The 26604-nt window shown below is 43.2% G+C and carries 21 protein-coding genes; 2 read left to right on the forward strand and 19 right to left on the reverse strand.

The window, feature by feature from the left end; translation table 11 throughout:
- Nucleotides 1-95: 95 nt before the first annotated feature.
- On the forward strand, nucleotides 96-452 hold the full coding sequence (locus tag ACEN82_RS20760; protein ID WP_090533812.1) for an ISAon1 family transposase N-terminal region protein: 357 nt from the start codon (nucleotides 96-98) through the stop codon (nucleotides 450-452).
- A complete protein-coding gene (locus ACEN82_RS20765; protein ID WP_495644010.1) occupies nucleotides 445-1428 on the forward strand; it encodes an ISAon1 family transposase in 984 nt (327 codons plus the stop codon). The genes ACEN82_RS20760 and ACEN82_RS20765 overlap by 8 nt, the downstream gene beginning before the upstream one ends.
- A 124-nt stretch (nucleotides 1429-1552) precedes the next feature.
- On the opposite strand, the gene ACEN82_RS20770 is transcribed toward ACEN82_RS20765, so the two are convergent.
- The 19 genes from ACEN82_RS20770 to ACEN82_RS20860 all read right to left on the reverse strand — a co-directional run bounded on the left by ACEN82_RS20770 (nucleotide 1553) and on the right by ACEN82_RS20860 (nucleotide 26527).
- Nucleotides 1553-1732 (reverse strand): BF3379 family histone-like protein, encoded by a 180-nt coding sequence (locus ACEN82_RS20770; protein WP_090529881.1) that lies wholly within the window; start codon nucleotides 1730-1732, stop codon nucleotides 1553-1555.
- Nucleotides 1733-2046: 314 nt separating this feature from the next.
- On the reverse strand, nucleotides 2047-3483 hold the full coding sequence (locus tag ACEN82_RS20775; RefSeq protein ID WP_413322905.1) for a glycoside hydrolase family 125 protein: 1437 nt from the start codon (nucleotides 3481-3483) through the stop codon (nucleotides 2047-2049).
- A 284-nt stretch (nucleotides 3484-3767) separates the two neighbouring features.
- A complete protein-coding gene (locus ACEN82_RS20780; protein ID WP_413322906.1) occupies nucleotides 3768-5012 on the reverse strand; it encodes an aminotransferase class I/II-fold pyridoxal phosphate-dependent enzyme in 1245 nt (414 codons plus the stop codon).
- Nucleotides 5013-5391: 379 nt separating this feature from the next.
- The gene (ftsZ, locus tag ACEN82_RS20785) at nucleotides 5392-6999 is read right to left on the reverse strand and encodes a cell division protein FtsZ (RefSeq protein WP_413322907.1); all 1608 of its coding nucleotides are present in this window, start codon (nucleotides 6997-6999) and stop codon (nucleotides 5392-5394) included.
- A 130-nt stretch (nucleotides 7000-7129) separates the two neighbouring features.
- Nucleotides 7130-8473 carry a cell division protein FtsA gene (gene ftsA / locus ACEN82_RS20790; RefSeq protein WP_090529889.1) on the reverse strand — a complete coding sequence of 448 codons (1344 nt, stop codon included), beginning with the start codon at nucleotides 8471-8473 and terminating at the stop codon, nucleotides 7130-7132.
- Nucleotide 8474: 1 nt separating this feature from the next.
- Nucleotides 8475-9338 (reverse strand): cell division protein FtsQ/DivIB, encoded by an 864-nt coding sequence (locus ACEN82_RS20795; protein ID WP_175490020.1) that lies wholly within the window; start codon nucleotides 9336-9338, stop codon nucleotides 8475-8477.
- Nucleotides 9331-10689 (reverse strand): UDP-N-acetylmuramate--L-alanine ligase, encoded by a 1359-nt coding sequence (murC, locus tag ACEN82_RS20800; protein ID WP_413322908.1) that lies wholly within the window; start codon nucleotides 10687-10689, stop codon nucleotides 9331-9333. Before murC ends, ACEN82_RS20795 begins: the two co-directional genes overlap by 8 nt.
- 53 nt (nucleotides 10690-10742) lie before the next feature.
- On the reverse strand, nucleotides 10743-11891 hold the full coding sequence (gene murG, locus ACEN82_RS20805; RefSeq protein WP_413322915.1) for an undecaprenyldiphospho-muramoylpentapeptide beta-N-acetylglucosaminyltransferase: 1149 nt from the start codon (nucleotides 11889-11891) through the stop codon (nucleotides 10743-10745).
- Between the two features lie 71 nt (nucleotides 11892-11962).
- The gene (locus ACEN82_RS20810) at nucleotides 11963-13147 is read right to left on the reverse strand and encodes an FtsW/RodA/SpoVE family cell cycle protein (RefSeq protein ID WP_129570002.1); all 1185 of its coding nucleotides are present in this window, start codon (nucleotides 13145-13147) and stop codon (nucleotides 11963-11965) included.
- 90 nt (nucleotides 13148-13237) lie between these two features.
- Complete coding sequence (gene murD / locus ACEN82_RS20815; protein WP_413322909.1) at nucleotides 13238-14632, reverse strand: UDP-N-acetylmuramoyl-L-alanine--D-glutamate ligase; 1395 nt, start codon at nucleotides 14630-14632, stop codon at nucleotides 13238-13240.
- Between the two features lie 94 nt (nucleotides 14633-14726).
- Nucleotides 14727-15968, reverse strand: coding sequence for a phospho-N-acetylmuramoyl-pentapeptide-transferase (mraY, locus tag ACEN82_RS20820; RefSeq protein WP_090531268.1), 1242 nt, complete (start codon nucleotides 15966-15968; stop codon nucleotides 14727-14729).
- A gap of 117 nt (nucleotides 15969-16085) precedes the next feature.
- A complete protein-coding gene (locus ACEN82_RS20825) occupies nucleotides 16086-17546 on the reverse strand; it encodes a UDP-N-acetylmuramoyl-L-alanyl-D-glutamate--2,6-diaminopimelate ligase (RefSeq protein ID WP_413322910.1) in 1461 nt (486 codons plus the stop codon).
- Nucleotides 17543-19642, reverse strand: a complete 2100-nt coding sequence (locus ACEN82_RS20830; RefSeq protein ID WP_413322911.1) for a penicillin-binding protein — start codon at nucleotides 19640-19642, stop codon at nucleotides 17543-17545. Before ACEN82_RS20830 ends, ACEN82_RS20825 begins: the two co-directional genes overlap by 4 nt.
- The gene (locus tag ACEN82_RS20835; protein WP_413322912.1) at nucleotides 19632-20039 is read right to left on the reverse strand and encodes an FtsL-like putative cell division protein; all 408 of its coding nucleotides are present in this window, start codon (nucleotides 20037-20039) and stop codon (nucleotides 19632-19634) included. The genes ACEN82_RS20830 and ACEN82_RS20835 overlap by 11 nt, the downstream gene beginning before the upstream one ends.
- Nucleotides 20036-20938, reverse strand: coding sequence for a 16S rRNA (cytosine(1402)-N(4))-methyltransferase RsmH (rsmH, locus tag ACEN82_RS20840; protein ID WP_413322913.1), 903 nt, complete (start codon nucleotides 20936-20938; stop codon nucleotides 20036-20038). The genes ACEN82_RS20835 and rsmH overlap by 4 nt, the downstream gene beginning before the upstream one ends.
- Nucleotides 20935-21396 (reverse strand): division/cell wall cluster transcriptional repressor MraZ, encoded by a 462-nt coding sequence (locus ACEN82_RS20845; protein ID WP_090529909.1) that lies wholly within the window; start codon nucleotides 21394-21396, stop codon nucleotides 20935-20937. Before ACEN82_RS20845 ends, rsmH begins: the two co-directional genes overlap by 4 nt.
- A gap of 813 nt (nucleotides 21397-22209) precedes the next feature.
- Nucleotides 22210-23442, reverse strand: coding sequence for a PepSY-associated TM helix domain-containing protein (locus ACEN82_RS20850; RefSeq protein WP_495644011.1), 1233 nt, complete (start codon nucleotides 23440-23442; stop codon nucleotides 22210-22212).
- Nucleotides 23443-23497: 55 nt separating this feature from the next.
- Nucleotides 23498-25960: a TonB-dependent siderophore receptor gene (locus ACEN82_RS20855; RefSeq protein ID WP_413321000.1), complete on the reverse strand. Its 2463-nt coding sequence runs from the start codon at nucleotides 25958-25960 to the stop codon at nucleotides 23498-23500.
- Nucleotides 25961-26101: 141 nt separating this feature from the next.
- A complete protein-coding gene (locus ACEN82_RS20860; RefSeq protein WP_413321001.1) occupies nucleotides 26102-26527 on the reverse strand; it encodes a hypothetical protein in 426 nt (141 codons plus the stop codon).
- Nucleotides 26528-26604 lie beyond the last annotated feature (77 nt).

Genomic DNA, 26604 nt, shown 5'->3' on the forward strand with positions numbered 1-26604 from the left:
ATATTCCCTGGAGGGCTTTTTTAGGATCAAGCAGAAAAATTGTGGGGGAATAAAAAAAGTGTTTGCTTTGCAGGCAGAAATAAAAACGTCCACACTTGTCAGCTGCATACGAAACCCTTGTCCGTCTTATCTTGCCCGAAGGGCTTTTGGAATACTTTGAACTTACTGATGTCCTTTCCTCAGAGAACGGCCAATTGAACATTTACCTTGAGGAAAAGAATCTTCCGCCAGCAGGTTATGGCAAGCAACAACTTGAGTCAAAAGGCTTCTTACCGGAGACGGCTATTCAGGATTTTCCTATCCGGGGCCACAAAGTAGCTCTTTGCATTAAAAGGCGCAGATGGGAAGTTAAAGCAAGTGGTGAGATCATCACAAGGGACTGGAACTTAGTTAGAAAAGGAGCGCGAATGACAACGGAATTCGGCACTTTTTTAAAAGGTATATTTGGATAATAACCCGATCAGCTGTCATTTGTTAGGGCGGCTTTATACAGTTGATGGCAAACAGCTACAGCAGCAATACAAAGACTTTCTGAGCGATTTTCATAGCTGGGATCAAAAAGAACATGCAGATGAATGGATGCTGTTTGAACAAAACATAGGGCCATCGCTAAGCATAGACGAAACAGCATTGAGCAATGGTGAACTCTATACCATTATCACCAATAAGGAAGCTAAAGGTGGCAAGAAGGCAATTGTAGCTATGCTAAGGGGCACACAAACGGAGCAGATCATAAAAGTTATCGAACGCATACCGCTGCGTAAAAGGAATAAGGTAAAAGAAGTGACGATGGATATGGCGGCAAACATGATCAAAGCTATCCGCAGGTGTTTTAGCAATGCGAGCCGTGTGATCGACAGGTTCCATGTGCAAAAATTAGCATATGATGCACTACAGGAAGCTCGTATAAAATATCGGTGGGAAGCGCTGGATGCAGAAAGCAGGGCAATTGAACAAGCCAGGCAAAACAAGCAATCTTATCAGCCTGAGCTATTCAGCAATGGCGATACACTAAAACAATTGCTTGCCAGAAGCCGCTACCTGTTGTTTAAGCATCAGTCCAGGTGGACTGCCGCACAAAAAGAAAGAGCCGATCTGCTTTTTCCACGATACCCGGAACTGCTCAAAGCTTATAAACTGGCTATAGGATTGGGTAATATATTCACCATCTGCAAAAGCAAGCAAATCGCCTTTAAAAGATTAGCGCTATGGTATAATCATGTGGAGGATGCCGCAATTGATGCATTTAAGACCGTCGCAAGATCTGTTCATCAACATTATGAATCTATCCTGAATTTCTTTGATAACAGGAGCACAAATGCCTCTGCCGAATCTTTTAATGCGAAAATAAAAGCTTTCAGAGCTACTTCAAGAGGTGTTAGGGATACTACTTTCTTCTTATTCAGATTAGCTAAAATCTATGCTTAACCTTTTAATCCCACAACTTTTCCTCATGACCCCTTTTTTAGTCAGATGTCGAAAGCTTTCCATAAAATAAAAAACCCAATCCATGGACCGGGTTTTTTATTGGAATAAGATGATAAAAATCTTACTAAGCCTCTTTATTCTTCGCCTCCTGAACTTCAAGGCGGATTGCCTGTGCCAGGTTTTTAAGATCCTGCATACCTTTACGTACACGTGTACCGGCAGCGCTGTTTCCTTTATTGTAGAATTTGTCGGCGTCGGCCTCTAAAGCTGCTACAAGCTCTTTTACTTCAGTAAATTTTTTCATTTAATTACTCCTTTTAAATTTTGAGGTTTATTGTTTTAATTAAAGCTAAGCTAAAATGTTTTTTGTTAATTAAAAACTTTTAAAGCCAAAAAATACGGCCTTAACAGTGGTTTTTTTCCACATTTTAAGCTCTTTAAGTTTATTAGCGCCCGTTTATTTTTTATTAAAAAGTTTAAACCAAACCTATACTTTAAAATAAGTTTTATTAATAATTAAAATACGGAACATAAACCACCATAAATAATATTTACAGCCAACTATACAATCTAAACACAGTATTTAAATACTATTAAGTATTAATATATTCAGCAGGTTTAAAAAGTCTGCTGCAGTATGTCAGGATAGTGTTCGTGCACTTTTAGTATCAATTCGCCAAATAAAGTGTTAGCCCAGGCAAACCATTTCCGGGTAAAGTCCTTGGCATCGTCTTTATTAAAGGATTCGTGCATGAAACCGGTGCCTGCATGGGTGCTTTTCAGCCATTTGATACACTGTACAATCTCTGCTTTATCGGTTGATGTAATACCGCGCATAATGATTGCCATTGGCCAAATATAACCTATACCCACATGCGGACCACCAATGCCTTCGGCAGCGGTGCCTTTAAAATAGTACGGATTGCTATCGCTCAGTACAAATTTGCGGGTGCTTTGGTACAGCGGGTCATCAACTTTTACAGAATCAAGATAAGGCAGGGCCAACAGACTCGGGACGTTCGAGTCATCCATGAAAAGTTGATTTCCATAACCATCAACTTCAAACGGAATAACCTGGCCAAATTGCGGGTGATTACCTACAGCGTATTGCTTAAGCGCTGCCTGAACTTCATTTGCTAATGCTTTGCAGGCATCAGCGGTCGCACTATCATGGCCTATAGTGCTGTACATTTCGGCCATTTGGTTTAAGCTTGCTACCGCGAAGTAGTTTGAGGGGATCAGAAATGGATAAATGGTAGCATCATCCGACGGACGGAAGATAGAGCAGATCAAACCAACGGGTTTAACGGGATTCCCATAGCCTCTGTTTGGTGCGGTATCACTTTGTGTTTCGGTTTTGCGCTGGAAAAAGTAGGGGCCTTTACCCTCCTTACGTTGCTGTTCTTTGAAAGTAGCCAGGATGATCTTACCTGCTTTTTGCCAGCTCTCGTCGAAAAAGCTGCTGTCGCCACTTATTTTCCAGTAATTATAAGCCAGCCTTACAGGGTAGCAAAGTGAATCTATTTCCCATTTACGCTCGTGCAATTCGGGTTTCATGGTGGTGCGGTCGCTGTCCCACTCGCTGCCGGTTGGGCCCTCGTTAAAGGCATTTGCATATGGGTCAATGATCACGCACTTAGCCTGGCGGCTCAATACACCCTGGATTAATTTTTTTAATGCTGGGTCATTTTTAATGAGTGGCAAATATGGCCAAACCTGTGCCGACGAATCGCGCATCCACATAGCATTAATATCGCCCGTGATTACGAAGGTATCAGGCTTACCATCTTTTTCAGAATAGTTTACGGTAGTATCTAAAGTGTTTGGATAGCAGTTTTCGAAAAGCCACGCAACTTCAGGGTCTTTAATATCGGCCTTAACTTTTTTAATGATGGCCTCAACCGCCTTACTGGTAAACTTACGGTCGGCCAGTTTTGGGCGCTGGCTTTCAAAGGCAGGAGCCACAGCCGAAGCAAATACAGGAGTTACACCTAAACCGATACCGGCAGCTGCAACGCTGTTAATTTTTATAAAATGTCGTCTGGTTAATTTCATGGTTTTGATATGGTAGGCGTAAAAATAGAAAAGGGTTTTTGTTAAACAAAAAAGCTTGCTAAAATAATTTAGGAACGTTTTATCAAGGATTTTCAAGGGGTGGTAATCTTCAACGTAGAGACGCATCACATACGTCTACTAAAAGGGCAAAAGCCCCTCGTAATTTATTCACCATAGCGGCATTTCAAACGGGAGACGCATGTGATGCGCCTCTACATCAGATGCAAAAAAAAACAAAAAAAGCCCCGGATCTCTCCGAGGCTTCTAAGTATTATCAAATGTGTTTAAGCAATTTCCAGTTTATTCTCTTTGTAATAACCGGCCTTTAATTTTTCACCGATAGCGCTGTACGCATCAAGGGTACGTTGTACATCCTCCAAACTATGAGCCGCTGTTGGGATCAGCCTTAGTACAATTAAGCCTTTAGGGATAACCGGGTACACTACTATCGAGCAAAAGATACCATAGTTCTCGCGTAAGTCTCGGGTTAGGGCTGTAGCCTCAAAAAGATCACCCTTTAGAAATACCGGGGTAACCATAGTGTTTGAAGCACCCAGATCAAAGCCACGTTCTTTTAAACCTGCCTGCAAGGTATTTGCAATCAACCATAATTTCTCGCGAAGTTCTGGTCGGGTCTTTAACATTTCAAAGCGTTTTTTCAAACCTAATACCATTGGCATTGGCAATGCCTTGGCAAATGTTTGCGAACGCATGTTATAGCGCAGATAATGGATAATATCCTGATCAGCAGCTACAAAAGCACCAATACCCGCCATTGATTTGGCAAAGGTGGCAAAGTACACATCCACTTCATCCATACAATCCTGCTCTTCATGTGTACCCGCACCGGTTTTACCCATGGTACCAAAACCGTGTGCGTCATCAACCAGTAAACGGAAGTTAAATTTCTTTTTAAGATCGGCAACTGCTTTAAGTTTGCCTTGCGCGCCCGACATACCAAAAACACCTTCGGTAATTAACAGGATACCGCCACCAGTTTGCTCTGTTAAACGGGTTGCCCGCTCCAGCTGCTTTTCGCAGCTTTCAATATCGTTGTGCTGGTAAACAAAGCGTTTACCCATATGTAAACGTACGCCATCAATGATACAGGCGTGCGATTCGGCATCGTAAACAATAACGTCATTCCTGTCAACCAGTGCATCAATTATCGATACCATTCCCTGGTAACCATAATTTAGCAAAAAGGCCGATTGTTTGCCAACAAAGGCAGCCAGGTTGTTCTCCAGCTCTTCGTGGTGAATGGAGTTTCCCGACATCATTCTTGCACCCATTGGGTAAGCCATACCGTAATCAGCAGCAGCTTGCGCGTCGGCCTGCCTTACTTCAGGATGATTAGCCAAGCCAAGGTAATTGTTAAGACTCCAAACTAAATGCTCTTTTCCTTTAAACTCCATGTGCGGGCCTATCTCACCTTCCAGCTTAGGAAAAGAAAAATAACCATGCGACCACTTTTGATGCTGACCTATCGGCCCACCCAAGCTTTTTGTTATTTTATCAAATAAATCCAAAATGAATTGTTTTTATAAATTTAGTTGCAAATATAGCCGTTAAAACACCTTTAAACAATAGCTATAACTTTTTAGAATAGCTTATAACCTTTAGGAAAGAAGCAAGACTATTAGAATCAAGAGCCAAGACTACATCCGTATAAAACTCTTTGAACCATTTCATTGCCAGGGACGAAACAATCGCGGACTGTACAGGGCGGACTTGCACGGCTACTCGGCCACCATGCGATTGCTTCGCTTCTCGCAATAACATACTGGTTTAGTATCCAATAAAAAAGGGAGATCAACTTTCAGATTTAATTCCTTTGTCAATCTCCCATTCAATTATTGTGGTTTTTATTTCTCTTGATTCTTGACTCTAAAAGTCTTGCATCTCTTCTTAATCCGCGTTTCCGTGCAGGTACGAGTTATTATTCCTGATCTCCACGTTACCTTCGCTATCCTGCATCAGGGAAAAACGTGAGATCTGGCTTTCGTCAGATGCCGGGGTATCCTGCAGGGCTATCTCTTTACGTTTATAAGCCGGAACATTTTCCAATTCCTGAATATTACCTGTACGCAGCTTCATGCTCAGGTCTTTCAGTCTCATAATGCGCTCGCGCGATTTTTTTAACTGCTCTTCTATAGATTCGTTGGTTTTGTTATCATCAGCCCCAACAGGTTGCGGTGCAGGAGTTGGCTCTGGTTCAGGCTCGGGCATACGTGGCTGTTCCCTTACAGGCTGCTCATAGCTCACCGGCTCACTCATTTTAAAAGTGAAACCAGCAGTATCTGGCTCGTTATCTGCCTCCGGCTCTTCATTCATTAAGCTATGTCTTACAACAGCGGGCTCTTCCTGACGGCTGCCGGCAAACATATCAAACAGCCCAGCTTGCTTTGCATCTTCTTTAGGTGCTTTAGCATAAGGCTCGGCAGGAGCATCAACCTTAACTGGTTTAATAAATTCGTTAACCGGCCTTGCCTGCTGAGGCTCTTCGGGAACCAGCATTGAAACTATTTTCTTGTTGCTGTTTTCCTTTTCGCGCTCATCTTTGGTTTGGAAACCGGTAGCAATAATGGTTACCGATAATTGCTCACCCAAGTTTTCGTCGATACAGTTACCCCAGATCAGGTCAGCAGCTAAGCCGGCTTCTTCCTGGATATAATCAGTAATTACGCTGATCTCATCCATGGTAACCTCTTTAAGGCCCGAGCTGATGTTCAGCAATATATACCTTGCGCCTTCAATTTCATTATCTTTCAGCAATGGTGATGCCAACGCGCCTTCAACGGCTTTAAGGGCACGGTTTTCCCCATCGGCGCTAAAGCTGCCCATGATAGATACACCGCTGTCCTTCATCACCGTGCGCACATCTTTAAAGTCGACGTTGATATAGCCCGGTAAGGTGATGATTTCGGCAATACCTTTAGCTGCTGTAGTCAATATATTATCAGCCTGGGCAAATGCAGAGCTCATTGTCAGGTTACCAAAGATCTGCCGAAGCCTGTCGTTCGAGATCACCAGGAACGAATCGACATACTTGCGCAGTTCTTCCAAACCAGCATCCGCCTGCATTTTACGGCGTTTACCTTCAAAAGAGAAAGGTGTGGTTATGATACCCACCGTTAATATATCCATTTCGCGCGCAGCCTTGGCAATGATAGGGCTTGCGCCTGTACCTGTGCCTCCGCCCATACCAGCTGTAATGAACAGCATTTTGGTATTGACGCCCAACATCTGTTTAATATCGTCGATATTTTCAATAGCCGAATTTTTACCAACTTCGGGTATTGAGCCTGCACCCATGCCCTCGGTTAAACTGGCACCCAATTGCACCTTGTTAGGTATAGGGCTCAGCTCCAATGCCTGGGCATCAGTGTTGCATATTATAAAATCAACACCGGTAATTCCTTGCCTGTACATATGGTTTACCGCGTTACCACCACCACCGCCAACACCAATTACCTTGATGATTGACGATTTTTCTTTTAACATTTCAAAATGCATAATCTTCGTTTTCAGCTATATGTAATTCAACCCAACATTAGATTTTACCATCGTAATAATAACACTTTTTCAACAAGATTTATCCACATTTGTGAGCAATGTGAATAAGTTTAACCCTTGTGAATAAATATTATTTCAGAAAGTCCTCATCCTTAATGTCATCCTTAATAAATGTGATGCTTTTTTTCAGCAGCCTGTCTAACAAGCCCCCTTCTTTACTTTTCGCATCGTACTTTGGCTTAGCCGTTTTCACTTCGGCAGGGATCGCTTCATTCATGTATTCCATTTTCTGGATCCCTTTAATGAGCAAACCAATACCGGTAGCAAAAGTTGGGCTCTGCAATTCTTCGTATGTACCTTTTGGCAGCACTTCGTTTTTAGCCAGGTGCTCGGTAGGGTAACCTACGCGGCAATCCAAACCGGTAACAAACTCAACCAGTTGACGCAAGTGTTTCAACTGTGCACCGCCGCCTGTTATCACGATACCTGCTATTAGTTTTTTCTCATAGCCTGATGATTTGATCTCGTAATAAACATGCTCTACAATCTCTTCCATACGGGCCTGAATTACGTAAGCCAGGTTTTTCACCGAAATTTCTTTTGGCTCACGGCCACGCAAACCTGGCACACATACAATCTCATTTTCCTTGTTCTCATCGGCCAGGGCAGATCCAAACCTTACTTTCAGTTGCTCGGCAATGTTGCGCATTACTGAACAGCCTTCGCGGATATCCTCAGTTACACTATTGCCGCCGAAAGGGATAACAGCTGTATGGCGAATGATACCTTCATGGAAAATAGCTACGTCGGTAGTACCGCCACCGATATCAACCAAAACCACGCCGGCTTCTTTTTCCTCTTCGCTCAAAACAGATTCTGAAGATGCCAGCGGCTCAAGGATCAGTTCCTGGCTCTCCAGGCTGGCCTTGTTAACACATTTTACAATGTTTTTAATGGCCGTAACCTGACCAGATATAATATGGAAGTTAGCCTCAAGCCTAACGCCAGCCATACCTATCGGATCTTTAATACCCGGCTCATTATCCACAGTAAACTCCTGTGGCAACACATGGATGATCTCCTCGCCCGGAGGCATCACCAGGTTATACATATCCTCTATCAGCTTATCAATATCCTTACGACCGATCTCTGATTGCAGATCGCGACGGGTTATTAAACCGCGGTGTTGCAAGCTTTTGATGTGCTGACCTGCAATGCCTACGTTCACTACCCTGATTTCTACATTTGATTGCGAGCCCGCCACCTCCACCGCCTGATGAATGCCTTGTACTGTTTTATCTATATTTGACACCACGCCGCGCGTCACACCCGCAGATTCGGCCTTGCCAATCCCTAAAACCTCAATCTTCCCGTTCTTGCTCCTGCGCCCAACAATGGCACATATCTTGGTAGTCCCGATATCCAATCCTACTACAATTGGCGAACTTTTTTCCTGAGTTGAGCTTTTGTCCATATTACAATTTAATTTGAGATGTATCCCTTTTCGTCCTAAGCGAATCCTGTTTGGCAGTTTTAGCTGCCTTAATTGAATCTGCTTTTATATTTTCATTTTTTATACCAATAACCTGGTTGGTATATTTTACATTGATCACTTTATAAGTATCCCAGCCTACCTTTGGCAGCACCTGCTTGTAAAAAGCCTGCAGGTTGTTCAACTTTACGTTAAGCGAATCCGCATTGCCGATCAGGATCCTTTGATTACCCACTCTGGGGATCAGCTCTATCTCGCGCTCACTGTTCACATACATCTGCGCTATCTGTGCATCCCAAAGCGAATCCTTACGGATATAATCAGCCGTTTTAAACAAATCTTTAGCCAGGCGCGTATGTAACGAATCAACCCGGTTGGTAAACAGCTCTTCGATAAAACCATTAGCTACCAATACCCTCGCGGTAAAGTTTGATGATAGCGGAATCTTTAAGCCGTTTTGATCTACATAAAAATCCATATCATAATGGTTCATGATGCGCAATATCGGCTGGCGCTGGCTTACTTCAACCCTCAGTACACCGTCCATTTCGGTATAAACTTTAGCAAACTCAATAAACGGGTTCGCTTTTAATTTATCTTCCAGTTCCTGGATATTGATATTTTCGATAGGCCTGCCTACCAATGAGTGACTGGTAACTTCAATAATATGATCAACCTCCTGCTTGTCAATAAAATATTGCCCGCCGGGGATGCTTACGTTTACCGCGGTACACTTTACACCCGCTTTTTTTGTTTCAATAAAACTCATAAGCACCACAAGGCCACCCAGGCTTATTACCCAGGCACAACCTATTAACAGGCGCTTCCAAATGAGTTTTTTATTCATTGCTTAATACTTGTTTTAAAGGTTGTACCAGCGTGTCAATATCACCGGCACCTACCGTTAACAATAGTTCGGGTTTTTCGGCAGCTACGGCGGCTACCGCGGCCTCTTTACTCAGTATCTTTTTATTTTGCAATTGCATGCGGTTAAGCAGCATTTGCGAGTTAACCCCTTCTATCGGCAATTCGCGCGCCGGATAAATTTCCAGCAATATCAGCTCGTCTACCATATCCAGCACCTCGGCAAAACCATCGGCAAAGTCGCGGGTGCGGGTAAATAAATGAGGCTGAAATATGGCCGTTAACTTCTTAACCGGGTATAATCTTTTTATTGATGATATACAAGCCCTCAATTCTTCGGGATGATGCGCATAATCATCAATGTAGATATGCTCTGGCGTTTTAACTATGTATTCAAACCTGCGTTTAACCCCTCTGAAAGATGCTAATGCTGCTTTAATATTTTCCGGTGATATAGCCAGTTTCAGTACCGCTTCAATGGCTGCTACGGCGTTCTCCACATTGTGGGTGCCGGCTATGCCCATTTTTATATCCGTGATATTTACCGCATTACTGTTATAATCGAAATAGAAATCGCCATCAATGATCCTCACGTTTGAAGCATGTGCATCAGCAGTTTCATCTTCGAAAGCATAGGTGTAACCACCATCCAAAGGCAAACCATTTTTGTGCACCAGCGTACCACCCGGTTTTATCTGCGAAGCGAACAGCTTAAACGATTCGGTTAGATGCGCGTGATCACCATAGATATCCAAATGATCGGCATCCATTGAGGTGATGATAGCCACATCCGGATATAGGGTAAGGAACGAGCGATCATATTCATCGGCCTCAACCACCATTACGTTGTTTTTGCCATACAGCACATTGGTTTGGTAATTTGATGAAATACCACCCAAAAAAGCAGAGCAATCATTACCCGATGCCTTAAGCAAATGCGCTACCATGGTTGAGGTGGTAGTTTTGCCATGTGTACCCGCCACAGCAATGGTAAATGAGCTCTTGCTGATCAAGCCTAAAACCTGCGAGCGTTTATAGAGCTCAAAGCCGTGGTTTTTAAAATAGTTAACAATGTGCGAATCCTTCGGTACCGCCGGTGTATAAATAATCAGCGTATCGTTGCATGGTTTTTGGAAACTCATAGGGATATAATCCGCATGATCTTCAAAAACAACCTGGATCCCCTCGTTGTGCAACTGGTTTGTTAAATCAGTCGACGTTTTATCATATCCGCAAACAATGCAACCCAAATGATGGAAATAGCGTGCCAGGCCGCTCATACCGATGCCGCCTATGCCTATGAGATAAACTCTTTTTATATCGTGCAGTTCCATTTCAATTTGTTTTAAAAAGGCCCTCCTCCCTTTGGAAGAGGAGGACCATCATTTTAATTGTTACTTATTATTTGGATAAGTTCCTTTGCTATTACTTCATCGGCATTTGGCATGGCCATTTTACCAATGTTTGTGCTCAATTTTTTTTGCAGGTCGCGGTCTTCCAGTAATTCAAGTGCCCGGTCAACCAGTTTTGCCTCAGCATCTCTGTCGGCAACAAAAACGGCTGCGTTTTCATGCACCAGCGCTAACGCGTTTTTTGTTTGATGATCTTCGGCCACATTTGGCGAAGGCACCAGGATCACCGGCTTTTTAATGGCACACAGCTCGGCAATAGTGCCTGCACCCGCCCTTGATATGATAATATCGGCGGCGGCGTAAGCCAAATCCATCCGGGTTAAAAATTCCCTGATCTGCAAATCGGGGTGATAATTTTCGCCCAGCTTTTCGATAATGCTTTTATAATAAAACTTACCGGTTTGCCATATCACCTGTACATCGGCAGCCAGCAGCTTATCTATACCGTTCATGATACTATTGTTCAACGTACGTGCCCCAAGGCTACCGCCGGTTATCAGTATCGTTTTTTTAAAGGCCGAAAGATGGTACAACTCCAAAGCCTGCATATGCTTACCGGCAATGTTCACCGCATCCTTACGGATCGGGTTACCTGTTTTGATGATCTTGTCGGCAGGAAAAAACTTCTCCATACCATCAAAGGCCACGCAGATTTTTTTGGCATGCTTGCCTAACCATTTATTGGTAATACCTGCATACGAGTTTTGTTCCTGTATGAGGTACGGTATCCCTTTTAACGATGCGGCATACAGCAATGGGCCTGAAGCATAGCCGCCAACACCTACTGCAGCGTCGGGCTTAAAATCTTTAATGATTTTGATAGCCTTGCGTACACTATTGGCAAGTTTGATAGGGAACATCAGGTTTTTTACGATAGAACCGCGCTGAATCCCCTGAATATCCAAACCGATGATCTTGTAACCCGCCGCCGGCACCTTATCCATTTCCATGCGGCCGTTAGCGCCCACAAACAGGATTTCGGTATTGGGATCAATATTTTTTAAAGCATTGGCAATAGAGATAGCCGGGAAGATATGTCCTCCTGTTCCGCCACCGCTTATGATGATACGCGGCGACGCCCCCCCCGCCCCCTGAAGGGGGTGCTTTTGAGTTGCGTCTTTCATATCCTTGCTTTTATCTGCCACTTCTTATTAATTTTTATATAACCTTGTCAATCGTTCCTCCTTTAGGGGGGTTACGCCGTCCTGATCTCTCCTACTATAATCTTATTCGGCCCGGCATTATCCTCTTTGATGGTCTTATCTTTTTTAGGCTCTTCAATATCCTTACTTACCGATAGTATAATACCAAAGGCAATGCTTGTAAACAATATCGAGGTACCACCCATACTTACCAACGGCAGCGGCACGCCGGTTACCGGCCCTAAGCCTACAGCTACAGCCATATTGGCAAAAGCCTGTATGGTTAAACTAAAACTTAAACCACAGGCCAGTAATGCCCCAAACGCTTTCGGAGCCTTCGTTATGATCTTGATACATCTATACAGCAGGAATACATAGATCCCTACTACGATTATACCTCCTACTAAACCATACTCCTCAACTATAATGGCGTAGATCTCATCAGAGTATGACTCGGGCAGGTAATTTCTTTCTGTGCTGTTCCCTGGACCTTTGCCAAATAACCCGCCTGTTGCGATGGCAATTTTTGCGTGATCGCTTTGGAAAGATTTATCGGCCTTTGCCAGTTCGGGGTGCATAAATACCTTCATACGGGATACGTAAGTATGCCTCCTCGGCCCTAAGAATATTACGCCCAGCAACAATATAAAACCTGCAGCACAGGTAATAGCTATTTGCCTGATACTGATCCGGCCGATGATCAACAGTAATATGCTAACCCCAAATAACATTAACGCTGTTGAAAGGTTGGCTAATGCAATCAGGATAAATACCACACAAACCGAACCCATGATAGGCAAAAAGGATTCTTTAACATTCTTAATGTTTTCCTGCTTGCGCGATAATGTACGGGCCAGGTAAGTGATCAATGCCAGTTTGGCCAAATCCGAAGTCTGGAAGCTTAACCCTGTTCCCGGAATAGCTATCCAGCGGCTTGCGTTATTAATGTGACTACCAAAAACCAATGTATACAGCAACAGCGGAATGGTAACGATCATCATTACCTTAGAGATACCGGCATAATAGCGATAATCAAGCTTGTGCGAAAAATACATCAGCGCAATCCCACCTACTATCATGAACACGTGTTTCATAAGGATGATCTCGACCCCCTTACCCTGCTTAAATGCCAGCGTACCTACCGAGCTGTATACCGCCAACAAGGATATAACAGAAAGTAGTATGACTATAAGCCATATCCAGCGATCTCCTTTTGTATTGTTTAATATCCTATGCATTTTTATTTCTTTTGGTTCATGGTTGATGGTTCATTGATCATGGTCTTTGAACTTTTTTCTATGATCCATGAACTATCGACTATGAACTATTTACAATTCCTTCACAGCGTCCTTAAACTGCCTGCCGCGGTCTTCGTAGTTTTTAAACAGATCGAAGCTGGCGCAAGCCGGTGATAATAGCACCGTATCGCCTTTGGTTGCCAGGTGATAAGCTACGGTTGCCGCTTCCTGGGCTGATGATGTGTTTACTATAATTTCAACCATATCATCAAAGGCTTCGTGGATACGTTTGTTATCCTTGCCTAAACACACAATGGCTTTTACCTTTTGCTTAACCAGATCATTAAGCATACTGTAATCATTTCCTTTGTCAACACCACCCAAAATCAGCACTACATCGCTGGTCATACTTTCCAAAGCGTACCATGTTGAATTAACATTGGTAGCTTTTGAATCGTTGATGAAGCGGATACCGGATATATTGGCAACAAACTCCAGGCGGTGCTCAATGCTTTTAAAGTTGCCCATGCTCTCCCTCATCGTTTCGTTGCGTAGCTCCAACACTTTTGCTACAATACCCGATGCCATGGAGTTGTAAATGTTGTGTTTGCCTTGCAGGGCCAGATCTTGAATTGACATTGTAAAATGTTCTTGTGTTGTGTTAATGACAATATTGTCGTTGTTATCCAGGTATGCGCCCGGTTCAAATTTTTGCTGTATGGAAAACGGCAACAGCTGTGCCCCGAACGTTCGCTCTTTCATTCCCTTTATTGTTTCCGGGTCATCGGCACAATAAATAAAATAATCTGCTGCAGTCTGGTTCTGCGTTATCCTGAATTTGGATGCCGCATAATTTTCCAGTTTATAATCATACCTGTCCAAATGATCAGGTGTGATGTTTAGTAGTACTGCTATGTCAACTTTAAACCCGAACATATCATCAAGCATAAAACTGCTTAGCTCAAGCACATACCAGTCAAACTTCTCGGTAGCAACCTGGTAGGCAAAGCTTTTGCCGATGTTGCCCGCCAACCCAACATTCATCCCCGCATCTTTTAAAATGTGGTAGGTTAAGCTGGTGGTGGTCGTTTTACCGTTTGAACCTGTTATACCAATGATCTTTGCATCAGTGTACCTCCCGGCAAACTCAATCTCTGATATTACAGGTGTCCCATTTTCATGCAGTTTTTTAATGATCGGTGCCTTATCCGGAATACCGGGGCTTTTGATCACTTCTACCGCGTTCAGGATCAGTTCTTCAGTATGCTGTTTCTCTTCAAAAGGAATATTCCAATCTTCGAGTTGCTTTTTATAGTTATCGGCAATGCCGCCAAAATCCGACACAAAAACATCAAAGCCCTGCTGCCGCGCAAGAAATGCAGCACCAACACCGCTCTCACCCGCGCCCAACACCACAAGGCGAGTCCCGGCCCCCCCTTGAACAGGTTGCTTTTGATTGGTCTCTTTGTTATTGTTGTCGTTCATTTTTATTTTCTTTTGGGATTTCACCGATTGTTTGATGATTTCACCGACTCCTTTTCTTTCTTATCTCCTGACTCTTGATTTCTTGCTTCTTTTCTTAACGAAGTTTCAACGTTATCACCGTCACTATCGCCAGTATGATACAGATGATCCAGAAGCGGGTAACAATCTTTGCTTCATGGAAACCCTTTTTCTGGTAATGGTGATGCAGCGGTGCCATTAAAAACACGCGCCTGCCTTCGCCGAATTTCTTTTTGGTGTATTTAAACCATGAAACCTGGATAATCACCGAAAAATTCTCTACCAGGAAAATACCACACAGCAATGGCAGCATCAGTTCCTTACGGATCATGATAGCAAATACCGCTATGATACCACCTATAGCCAAACTACCAGTATCACCCATAAACACCTGTGCCGGGTACGAGTTGTACCATAAAAAGCCAACACACGCCCCTACAAAGGCGCCGGCAAAAATTACCAGCTCACCCGAATTAGGGATGTACATGATGTTCAGATAATCGGCAATAACCGTGTTACCCGATACATAGGCCAGTATAGCCAGCGTAATACCTATAATGGCAGATGTGCCCGTCGCCAGGCCATCAATCCCGTCGGTAATATTTGCTCCGTTTGATATGAACGTAATGATGATAATCACAAAAAACAGGAACACCACCAACGCGTATTGCTCATAACCTTTACCCAAAAACTTCAACACTTTGCCGTAATCAAACTCATTGTTTTTGTAGAATGGCATTGTTGTTTTGGTAGAGTGTACGTCCTGAGTGTAAACAGGAGTATTACGCTTCATGTGAAACTCAACAGGAGCATCATCCTTCACCGGAAGCACAACTTCCTGGCGGATGATGATATTACTGTTGAAATACATTGTCCAGCCAACAATAAGTGATAAACCCACCTGACCAATAATCTTAAACCTGCCCGCTAAGCCTTCTTTATTCTTTTTAAATACTTTAATGTAATCATCCAGAAAACCGATAGCTCCCAGCCAAACGGTGGTAATGATCATCAGGATCACATACACATTCTCCAGCTTGGCAAACAGCAGTGTTGGTATTAAAATACCCAGCAAAATGATGATACCACCCATAGTTGGCGTACCTGATTTTTGCATCTGGCCTTCCAAACCTAAATTCCTTACGGTTTCGCCCACCTGTTTAAAGCGTAGATAATCTATTAGCCGCCTGCCATAAACAGTAGTGATCAGCAATGAAGTAATTACAGCCATCGCCATCCTGAACGTGATGTATTGAAATACACCTACCCCGGGGATACTGTAATTTTTGCTTAAATAGTTAAACAGGTAATACAACATTGCTTTTTCAATTTGCAGATGTGCAGATTTCAGATGTGCAGATGATTGACTTGCTCATCTTAGTTCTTGCAGATTTGCGTTTTTAATTCCTTTTACTCTCTATCAATTAGTTGATGGTTATACCAAATCCTGGAATTGCCTTTCCAGTTCTTCCATATCATCGAAGTGGTTTTTCACCCCGTTTATTTCCTGATATTTTTCGTGCCCTTTGCCCGCTACCAGGATAATATCACCCGGATCTGCCAGCATACAGGCTGTTTTAATAGCCTCATGCCTGTCGATGATGCTTACCGTATGACGCTTAAATGCCGGGTCGACACCTTCTTCCATTTCCTTGATGATCTGCGCCGGATCTTCGGTACGCGGATTATCGGATGTCAGGATCACTTTATCACTCCACTCACATGCGGTTTTGGCCATGATGGGGCGCTTGGTTTTATCCCTGTCGCCGCCGCAGCCAATTACCGTAATCACCTTTTCATTTCCCTTGCAGATATCATGTATAGTGCTCAACACATTCTGCACAGCATCCGGCGTATGGGCATAGTCAACTATACCTACAACTTTGTTCGGTGCTGTGATATATTCAAAGCGGCCTTCGGCACCTGTAAGTTTGCTCAGGCTCGTAAGCACTTTCGCTTTATCCTGCTCAAGCAGCATCGCGGTAGCGTAAACACCTAATAGGTTGTAAGCATTGAATGTGCCCACCATTTTAAACCATACTTCCTCGCCGTCAATTTGCAGTAATAAGCCGCTGAACTGATTTTCGAGGATCCGGACTTTATAATCGGCCATGGTTTTAAGGCCATAGCTTTTTTTATGTGCTGCTGTATTTTGCAGCATTACATTACCATTTTTATCATCGCTGTTGGTAAGCGCAAAAGCATCTTTAGGTAAACCATCAAAAAATTCCTTTTTGGCATTCAAATACCTCAGGAAGGTTTTGTGATAATCCAAATGATCGTGCGTTAAGTTGGTAAACACACCACCCGCAAAAACCAAACTCTCGATACGTTTTTGCGAAATGGCATGTGAGCTTACTTCCATAAAGCAATAGTCACAACCGCTGTCTACCATTTCGGCAAGCAAACTGTTTAGCTCAACCGGATCAGGCGTGGTATGGGTTGATGGGATTACTTTACCATTGATCTGATTTTCGACAGTTGAAAGCAAGCCACATTTATATCCCAGATCGCGGAACAGCTGATATAACAACGTTGCGATAGTTGTTTTGCCATTAGTACCAGTTACCCCAACCAGTTTCAGTTTGGCTGATGGATTATCATAAAAATTAGCAGCTACAATGCCAAGCGCCACAGCCGAATCGGCCACCATCAAAAAGTCAACCTCGCCGGTAGTATGGGCAGGCAGGTCTTCGCAAACCACTGCTACAGCACCTTTTTTTATGGCCTGGTCAATATAGTCGTGTCCGTCAACAACGGTGCCTTTTACGGCAACAAACATGGCCCCGGGGATCACTGCCCTCGAATCAAAAGCTATCGCCGTGATCTCCACATCAGCACTTCCCTGCAACTCAGTGAAGGCCAGTCCATCAATTACATCGCTTAAATACCTCATTGCAGTTCTATTAAAATTCGTGATCCTTTTGGTATTGCACTTCCTCCGGTAACCGATTGATTGGTTACTATACCGCTACCGCGTACAGTAACCTTATAGCCGGCATTACCCATTACATATAACGCATCGCTAAGCCCCATGCCTGTTACCGAAGGCACGGTACCATTTTTATAATTTACCTCTTCAAACGGGATACCATTGCTTGTATCAACAGTGCTGTTAGCCGAAGCATACAACGGTTTAACACCCAATTTTGAATAAACCTTTTTCAGGGCCTTCATATTGCCCTGTTTTACCTGCGGCATTACCGTATTGCCTACATAATGAGCCTGTGAAGTTTGGTTAATGTCCAGGTCGTTAGCATAAACCCTGTCGGCCACCTCCCTGAATACCGGACCTGCAACCTTTGCAGCCAGGTAGTCGCCCTGGGTTGGGTTATTGATCACCACAATCATCGAATATTTAGGATGATCGGCCGGAAAATAACCGCAAAAAGAGGCCTGGTATTTTTTATCCTTATAACCTTTTGTTCCGTTAGCCACCTGTGCTGTACCGGTTTTACCCGCCACACTGTAAAGCTTATTTTTAATAACATTTTTGCCGGTACCATTAAGTACTACACCTTCAAGCATACCACGTACCTTACCCAGCGTAGCTTCCGAACATACCTGCTCATTGATCACCCGGGCCTGGAATTGCTCAATAGGGTTACCCAATCTTCTGATCTCACGAACCAGCAGCGGGGCTATCATTTTACCATTATTGGCCACTGAATTGTAATAAGCCAGCATTTGCAGCGGCGTAATATTCATTTCATAACCATAAGCCATCTCAGGCAAACTGTAATTTTTGTTCCAGCTGCGGTTTGATGGATTTTTGATCACCGGCCTGCCTTCGCCGGGAATTTGTAACTGAAGCTTTTCATTCAAATGATAGCTGTACAATTTATTGATATACTCCCACGGGTTATTGTGGTAAAACCTATCAACCAATTTTGCAGCTGCCACGTTTGATGACTCCTCAAAAGCACGTTTTACCGACATTTCATAGTTATCATGCTCGGTATCGGTAATTGTCGGCCCTTTCGGGAATTTATATTTACCACCCTCAGCATTAACTATGGTGCTGGTGTCAATCTTATGCTGATCGAGCATGGTCATGTACGATGCCAGTTTAAAGGTCGACCCCGGATCGATAGCGTTACTGATAGCATAATTCATTTGCTCTTTATAATCACCGTCTTTAGTACGGGTGTAGTTAGCAATAGCCCTGATCTCGCCGGTAGATACTTCCATAAGCACAACGCAGCCATGATCGGCCGCGCTTTTAACCAATTGTTTTTTCAACGCATCCTGAGCCACATCCTGAAAATTCACATTGATGGTTGAAATAATGTCAGCACCATCCTTAGGTGCTATTTCATCATCATCGTCAACCGGCATCCAGATACCGCCCGGGATCCGCTGCATTAAACGCCTGCCACTTTCACCGTTTATATATGATGAATAAGCACCTTCCAAACCAACCGGGTTCTTTACGTTTTCGTTTTTATAACCGATAGTACGTGCCGCCAGCGACTGAAATGGCAGGATCCTCCTGTTTTTTTGAATAACAATTAACCCTCCCTTATATTTACCCATGTTAAACACAGGGAACTGCCGGATCTTTTTCAAATCCTGGTAAGATACCTTACGCCTGATCAACACATAGCGTGAACTATCCCGGCGGGCCTCGCGCAATACACGCGAATATTCCCTTGCCGATCTGTCACCAAACATACCCGATAGCTTTGCAGCTAACAGATCGATATTGTTGTTAAACGCCGTATCCGATGCAATACCGCTGGCCAGCATGTCCATATGCAGCTCATACTCCGGCACCGAAGTAGCCAGCAAGCTTCCATCGACAGAAAAAATATTCCCCCTTGCCGCTTCAACGGTTTGGTATTGCGCCGAAAGATCGGCAGCCATAGCCTTCCACTTATCGCCCTGAACATACTGCAGGCGGCAAAGCTGTACCACAACGGCAATGGCCAAAAGCAAAACAAGACCAAAGGCTAAATAAACCCTGGCCAGTATGTTAGTCCTAATTCCCATCTGCAACCTCCTTCACTGTTATTTTTCCAGGCGGATCAACCGATTGGCTCAGGCCTAATGTATCAGCACGCTTGGCCACCTCAGTGAGCGTGCTTTTATAAGCCATATCGGCCTTGGTAGATTTATAATCCCAACCAAGCTCCTTAACCTCTTTGGTAAGCGCGTCAATTTCACGTACCGATTTTTCGGCATAGTGCATGTTACCAATGTACACCATACCTAAAAAGGCCAAAAACAAAACAAAGGGCAAAGCATTAGTAGCCTTCTCGGTTGTAAGAAAGCCCCTGGTAAAAAGCTGCGTAAAAAAGTTATCCGGAAGTTCCCTTGCAGGCCGTTCCTCAACAACTTCTTCAACTTCTTCCTCTTCCTGAATTTCTGTACGTAAACGATTGGTCATTTTTTTACAGCTATCCTTAATTTAGCGCTCCGTGCCCTGTTATTATTGGTTATCTCCTCTGCCGATGCCGTTATAGCCCCGCGGCTTACAGCATCAAGCGGTTTATTATCATTCCCATAAAGGTCCTTCTCCACCTCGCCGCTGAATTTACCTTTGGCAATGAAGTTTTTTACCAGCCTGTCTTCAAGCGAGTGGTATGACATGACTACCAGTCTGCCCCCAACGTCCAAAACCTCAGCCGACTGCATTAAAAAATCTTTTAATGCCTCTAACTCCTGGTTAACCTCTATCCTTAACGCCTGGAACACTTGTGCCAGGTATTTATTTTCCTTTCCTTTCGGGATGCGGTTACTGATCGCGTTTTTCAAATCAGCAATAGTCACTATCGAACCATTTAACCTTGCGGTAGCAATAGTCTCGGCCAGGGATTTGGCATTTTGAATTTCTCCGTAAATGCCGAAAATCCGGTGCAGGTCAGCAACTGAATAGTTATTTACCACATCCTTTGCAGTTAGCTCGCCCAACTGGTTCATGCGCATATCCAACTCGGCATCAAACCGGATGGAAAACCCGCGATCGGCCTCATCAAACTGGTGTGATGATACACCCAAATCGGCCAGAATGCCATTTACAGGAATAGCCCCGTGCAAACGGCAAAAGTTTTTGAGATACCTGAAATTCTGATCTACAAAAACAAAACGTTCATCATCAATAATATTCCGCTGCGCATCGGCATCCTGATCAAAAGCAATCAACCTGCCTTTTGGCCCCAGATGTTTCAAAATCTCGCGCGAATGACCACCACCACCAAAAGTCACATCCACATAAGTACCGTCCGGATCAATATTCAGCCCATCAATACACTCCTTCAGCATTACCGGTACATGGTACTCACTCATTCCTGCTCCTTACTTTTATTACCCATCACCTTTTTTGCCAATGCACCAAAACTTTTTGGCTCATCATCCATCAGTTTACGGTGAGCTTCGGCATCCCAAACCTCTATTTTATTCAATTGACAAGCCAGCACTACATCACCTTTTATACCCGCATATTCCAACAGGAATTTCGGCAACAATACCCTGCCGGCAGCATCAGGCATAAGCTCGGTGGCCCCACGGGTAAAATATCGTATAAAGGCTATATTATCCTCTTCATATTCATTAAGTTTGCTCAGTTCTTCAAGTCGTTTGTCCCATTCCTTTTTAGTGTATATGACAAGGTATTTTTCAAACCCGCGATTGATCACCAGGCCTTCAGATTCCAGTTCAGGAAGCTTTTTTTTAAGGCCAGCCGGTATCATCATCCTAAATTTAGGATCAAGCTTACACTCAAATTCACCGGTTAGAAACGACATTGTATGACTTGGGCAATTTTGTAACGTAAAAGTAAATACTTTTACCACTTTCTACCACTTTCCCCCACTAAAAGTTTTCAACAATTTTTAGCCGGGTCTGTTTTATGTTTTTTGAAGATTTCTTGAATTTGATCCTATCACAAAAGCAACTAATAACCAATTAGTTAAATCGCATCTCAGCTATAAATCTTGAATTATTAAAAAGTGGGAGAAAAACCCATTTATTACGGAAGTATTACTCTGATAAACCGCAGTTATCTGACCGGCTTTGGGTACTAATATTTTGTATATTAAGCCGTTGAACATAACAAACGGTATTTACATCTATAAGTACAAAGACCTGTTCTTAGCATTATATGAAGCGCTCATTCCCGACCCTTTTTTCATAGGATTGTTACGGGATATCCTCAATAACAAGCAGAAAAACGGAAAATATTGATGAGGTATAAGGAAGTATGGGAGCCTTTACCTGCTTTATTGGATCATGGCTGGGGAGCTAGCAAGATGAATAGATACCACCTCCGTGATTACAAGCGTGAAGAGCAATTATCGATTTACATAGCGAACCTGTAGAGCCCTCTCCGTCACGACATCGCTTTGTACTACCCATGACAACTTAAAACGGGTGTCAGTCTGAGCCCGTCAAAGCATGGTGGGTAGGCCTCTGCGCGCGAGTCTTCGACAGGCTCAGACTGACAGGCCCTCTTTTGTCATTTCACCTTCAGAGGCCTCCGGATTTAAACACTTAGAATGACGTCGTAAAGAAGAGATTTTCTTTATAAGCCCGAATGATAAATCCCTTATGATATTGTGTTATTCCGTTGCCTCAGCAGGAACCACTTTCATTCCGCTACGAACCGGTTTTTTCTTCTTCCGGGTTCGGTTAAGCCACATCATTACACCGGTTACCGGAAAAATAAGTGAAACCAACGTAACAAGAAAAGCCAAAACCTGGGTAGGCCAGCCATAAATGGAACCTGTATGGATTGGTTTAATTACCCCTCTGATACGCTGACCAAGGCTTTTATCAGCATACAAAACAACTCCGGCAAGCTTGCCGCTGTACTGATCGATATAATAAGTATCAGTGGCCAACTCAACCGAGCCTTTTTTGAGCACATTAAACGTGTAAACGCCCGTCGTATCGCGCGGGTAACGGATAATATAATTTTCGGCATCAGTTATTTTGTTACCTAAGGCACTAACAGCCGCATCTGGCGAGATGGCGGTAACGCCGGGTTGATGAACAGAAAGCGGAGCCTTGATATCTTCTTTACCAGCAATTTTTGAGTTAGTAAGAAAAAACAAGGTATTATTTGCCCACTTAAAGGTCATTACCAGGCCCGAAGCACAAATAATGATCAAAAATATAGAAGTAAAAAAACCGGTAACAATATGCAGGTCATGGGTAAGGCGTTTGCCGCTGCCATCCCATTTTATTTTGAGGCGCTGCTTCATGATAACCTTGGTTTTAGGCCACCATAATATTACACCGGTTATCAAAATAACCAGGAAAAATAAAGTTGAGAGACTGATCACCCAATCGCCCAGGCTATTTTTACCGCCTAATAAATAGCGGTGAAACATCTCAACCGAATACAGGAACGTTTGCCTGCGATTAAACTGATCAACTATTTGCCCGGTATAGGGGTTCACAAAAGCGGTGAGGTTTGGCCGCTCGGCGTCTTTTGGCTTCGCATCTTTTTTTCCATGAACTCCGGCATGCTTTTCTGTTTTAGGCGCATCCGCGGGTTTCTTACCTTTTTTTTCGGGCACAATAAGCCCAACCTCTACCGCACGCGCAGGATCATCATAAACCATAACCGTTGCCAGCTTTGATTTAGGGATTTGCTTTAATACTCCTGCTGTTAAATTAGCAAGCGGCAACCTCTTTTCCTGTGGTTCTACAAAGTACCGCCGAGGATGAAGCGCCTGCTGAATTTCCTTTTCAAAAACCAGCATGGTACCGGTTAAACACGAGCAAAAAATGATTACTCCTGCCGCAAGGCTTAAATAGAGGTGAATGGTGCGGAAAAATACTTTCATCAGTTTATAAGCATAAAAACCGGGCATGTTCCCATGCCCGGTCAAATTCAATTAATTAGAATCGATAACTCAATGTAGTTAAGAACTGTCTTGGCGGTATAGGGTTAATACTATAGTTTTCGTGCACATTGTAATTAAGCACGTTGCCAATATTAGAGATCTTACCTATAATCGAGATCTTTTTATAAGTATAACCTACCGAAGCATCAACCGTGGTAAAGCCCGGCACATTAACTAACCTTGAAATAGTTTGGGTTTGACCCACCGTATTGGCATTACCCGCAACGCGATCGCCCAGGTAGTAAACAGATGCGCCTACTTTAAATCCTTTTAAGTCGCCGTTGTAAAAAGTATAAAATACGCTGGTGTTGGCTGTATGCTTTGGTGTATTTAATAGCGGCTGCCCTGCAATGTTGCTACCAACTGCAGTACCTGTCTTGGTGTATTTAGCATTGGTATAGCTATAGCCTGCCAATACATCCAAACCTTTTACCGGGTGACCGGCAATATCAAGTTCCACACCATCGCTCCTTGTTTCACCGCTTAGCACTTTGATATTGGTGTTGATATTAGGTGTAACCCCATCAGCCTGAAATGGCGCAGTTTGGGCCAGGTTATTATTTTTAATGCGGTAAGCTGTAACGTTTACCGACAAATTACCGTTCAGGAAATCGTTTTTAACGCCAACTTCATACTGGTCAATTATTGAAGGATCAAGCGGTTTGTTATTTATATCGGTACCGGTATTCGTTACGAAAGAATTGGAATAGCTTGCAAACAGCGCAGTATTGGCTATTGGCTTGTAAACTACACCCACACGTGGCGAAAATGCTTTATCTTCTTTACCTGCTGCCTGGGTTGCGGTAGCAAGTGTATTATAATTGCTAACCGCTGTTGGTGATACATATTGATATGACCAGCGGATCCCTGCAAGTACTTTAACTTTTTCAGACAAACTAATAAGGTCATTAACATAAGCGCCAAATCGATTGGTAGGTGTCAAGATGCTATAAAACGGGGTCATCTGCGGTTTATCAGTACGGAGCGCGTATTTATCCAGGTCGAAAATATTGATCTTATCATAAATAGCGTTTTGCGCGGCGCCGTTTTGGTCAAGATAGCTTGATACTTTATTTACGGTAGCAACGTAGGTATAGGCATTATTACGATACCAATCTGCATCAACGCCGGCCAAAATATTATGCTTAATAACGCCGGTATTAAATTGGCCTGTAATATTAAATTGCCCTGTGTAATAATCTTCAAGCGTCCTGGCTCTGTTCAGGGTACGGCCCCAGTCGCCATTGGCATCTGGTAATACACGCTCGGTAGTTTGGTATGAGCGGTTAAAGTGCTGGTATGAAAAACCGCCGCTTAACTGCCAAAGGCTATTAAGCTGATGGTTAATGGTTGCCGTTGCGGTAGTTTGTTTGGTATTACCGGTTGACCATGATGCACCCAAATACCGATTACGAGGAACGTTGGCAATAACGTTATTGATTTGCCCGGTTCCGAAATCGGGGGTAAAATCGTAGTTAAGATAATCACCTTCAACAATTAAAGTTGTTTTATCACTTATTTTGTACAGGAATGAAGGATTGATGTATTCTTTTTCTGATTTTACATTGTCGCGGAAGCTTTTGGCATTTTCATAGGTACCATTTACGCGATATGCTAATTTGGAAGATATAGGGCCGTAAACGTCAAACGACGGGCGGTAAAGATCATAGCTGCCGTAGGTCATTGATACCTGGCCACCCTGCGTAAATAAAGGTTTTTTAGTTACCATATTCAGGATGCCTCCGGGCGCAACGTTACCGTATAACAATGCAGCACTGCCTTTCAATATTTCAACACGTTCCAGTGAACTGATCTCCGGCACAACGCCCGAGTTAACCCTGAATCCGTTTTTAAAAATGTTATTGCTTCCAAAGTTATAACCACGGGCGCCAAATGTTTCCTGGGTATTGCCCCTTCCACTGTACAGATACACGCCATTTACGTTTTTGATAACATCGCTTAAACGCAATGACTGCTGCTGATCAAGCACATCGCGGCCTATTACAGTAACGCTTTGCGGCAAGTCCATTGGCGATACGTTCATTTTGCCGATGGTTAACTTTTTACGGTTGATGGTTTTTGTTGAAGAAACTACCACCTCATCTAACTGGGCCGAGCTTTCATTAAGTTTAAAGGATACAACCGTTGTTTTATTTGCGGAAACTGTTACAGTTTGCTCTTCAGTTTTTGTACCAACATATGAAGTAACCAGGGTATATGTACCCGGTTTTACGTTATGGAAAGCAAATGATCCGTTGTCGGTTGTGGTGGTACTTTTATTTAATCCTTTAATGGCAACATTTACAAATGAAGCCGGCTTATCATCGCTGGTTTTAACAACACCGGTTATTTTACCGTTGTTACCTTCGTCATCAGCTTTCAGGATCAACACATTGGCAAACAGGAATAAAATTAAAAATGGGATGGTGCGCAGGTAATAGTATAGGTTGCTTGTCATTCTATTTAGATTAAGTCTAATTAAGCGCAAAAGTATAAAAAGACTTTTTATCTGCAAGCTTTATTTATAATTAGTTTAAATAAGTACAATATAAAAGACCGCAATTTTTCTTTGCAGCCTTTTCTTGTAGGAAAAAATGTATTAGTTAAGCACTATAGTAGCCGGACCGGATACTTTAGCTATATGGCAATTACATCCACCCGAAATTTTAAACAGCGCGGTTTGGGTGGCACCTGTTTGGATATTGGTCACAGTAAGTTCTACGTCATCGCCCTCGGTCGAGAACTCATTTTTATTATTATCAGTAGCGATGGTGTACAAATGCGGGCCTACAGTTGTTGAAGGAGGCCCCGGGTTTCCTTTAGCTATTATGGTTTGTTTGGTACGTAAATTCACAACCTTTACATCTTTTCCAAATGCCATTTGACCATCCTTATCAACAAAATTCACATATAGCGATGCGAAATTCAGCGTGCAGACCTGGCTTGGACAGCCGGTTTGCTGATTATGTTTTTTGCAGCCCAATAAGACTGAAGCTATCATAAAAAGGATGATATATTTATACATGGCTATAGGTTTAATTAATAACCTTTACGACATCATGGTATAAAATGCAACAGCCCCATGTAAATACATGAGGCTGC

This window comes from Mucilaginibacter sp. Mucisp73 (assembly GCF_059491465.1).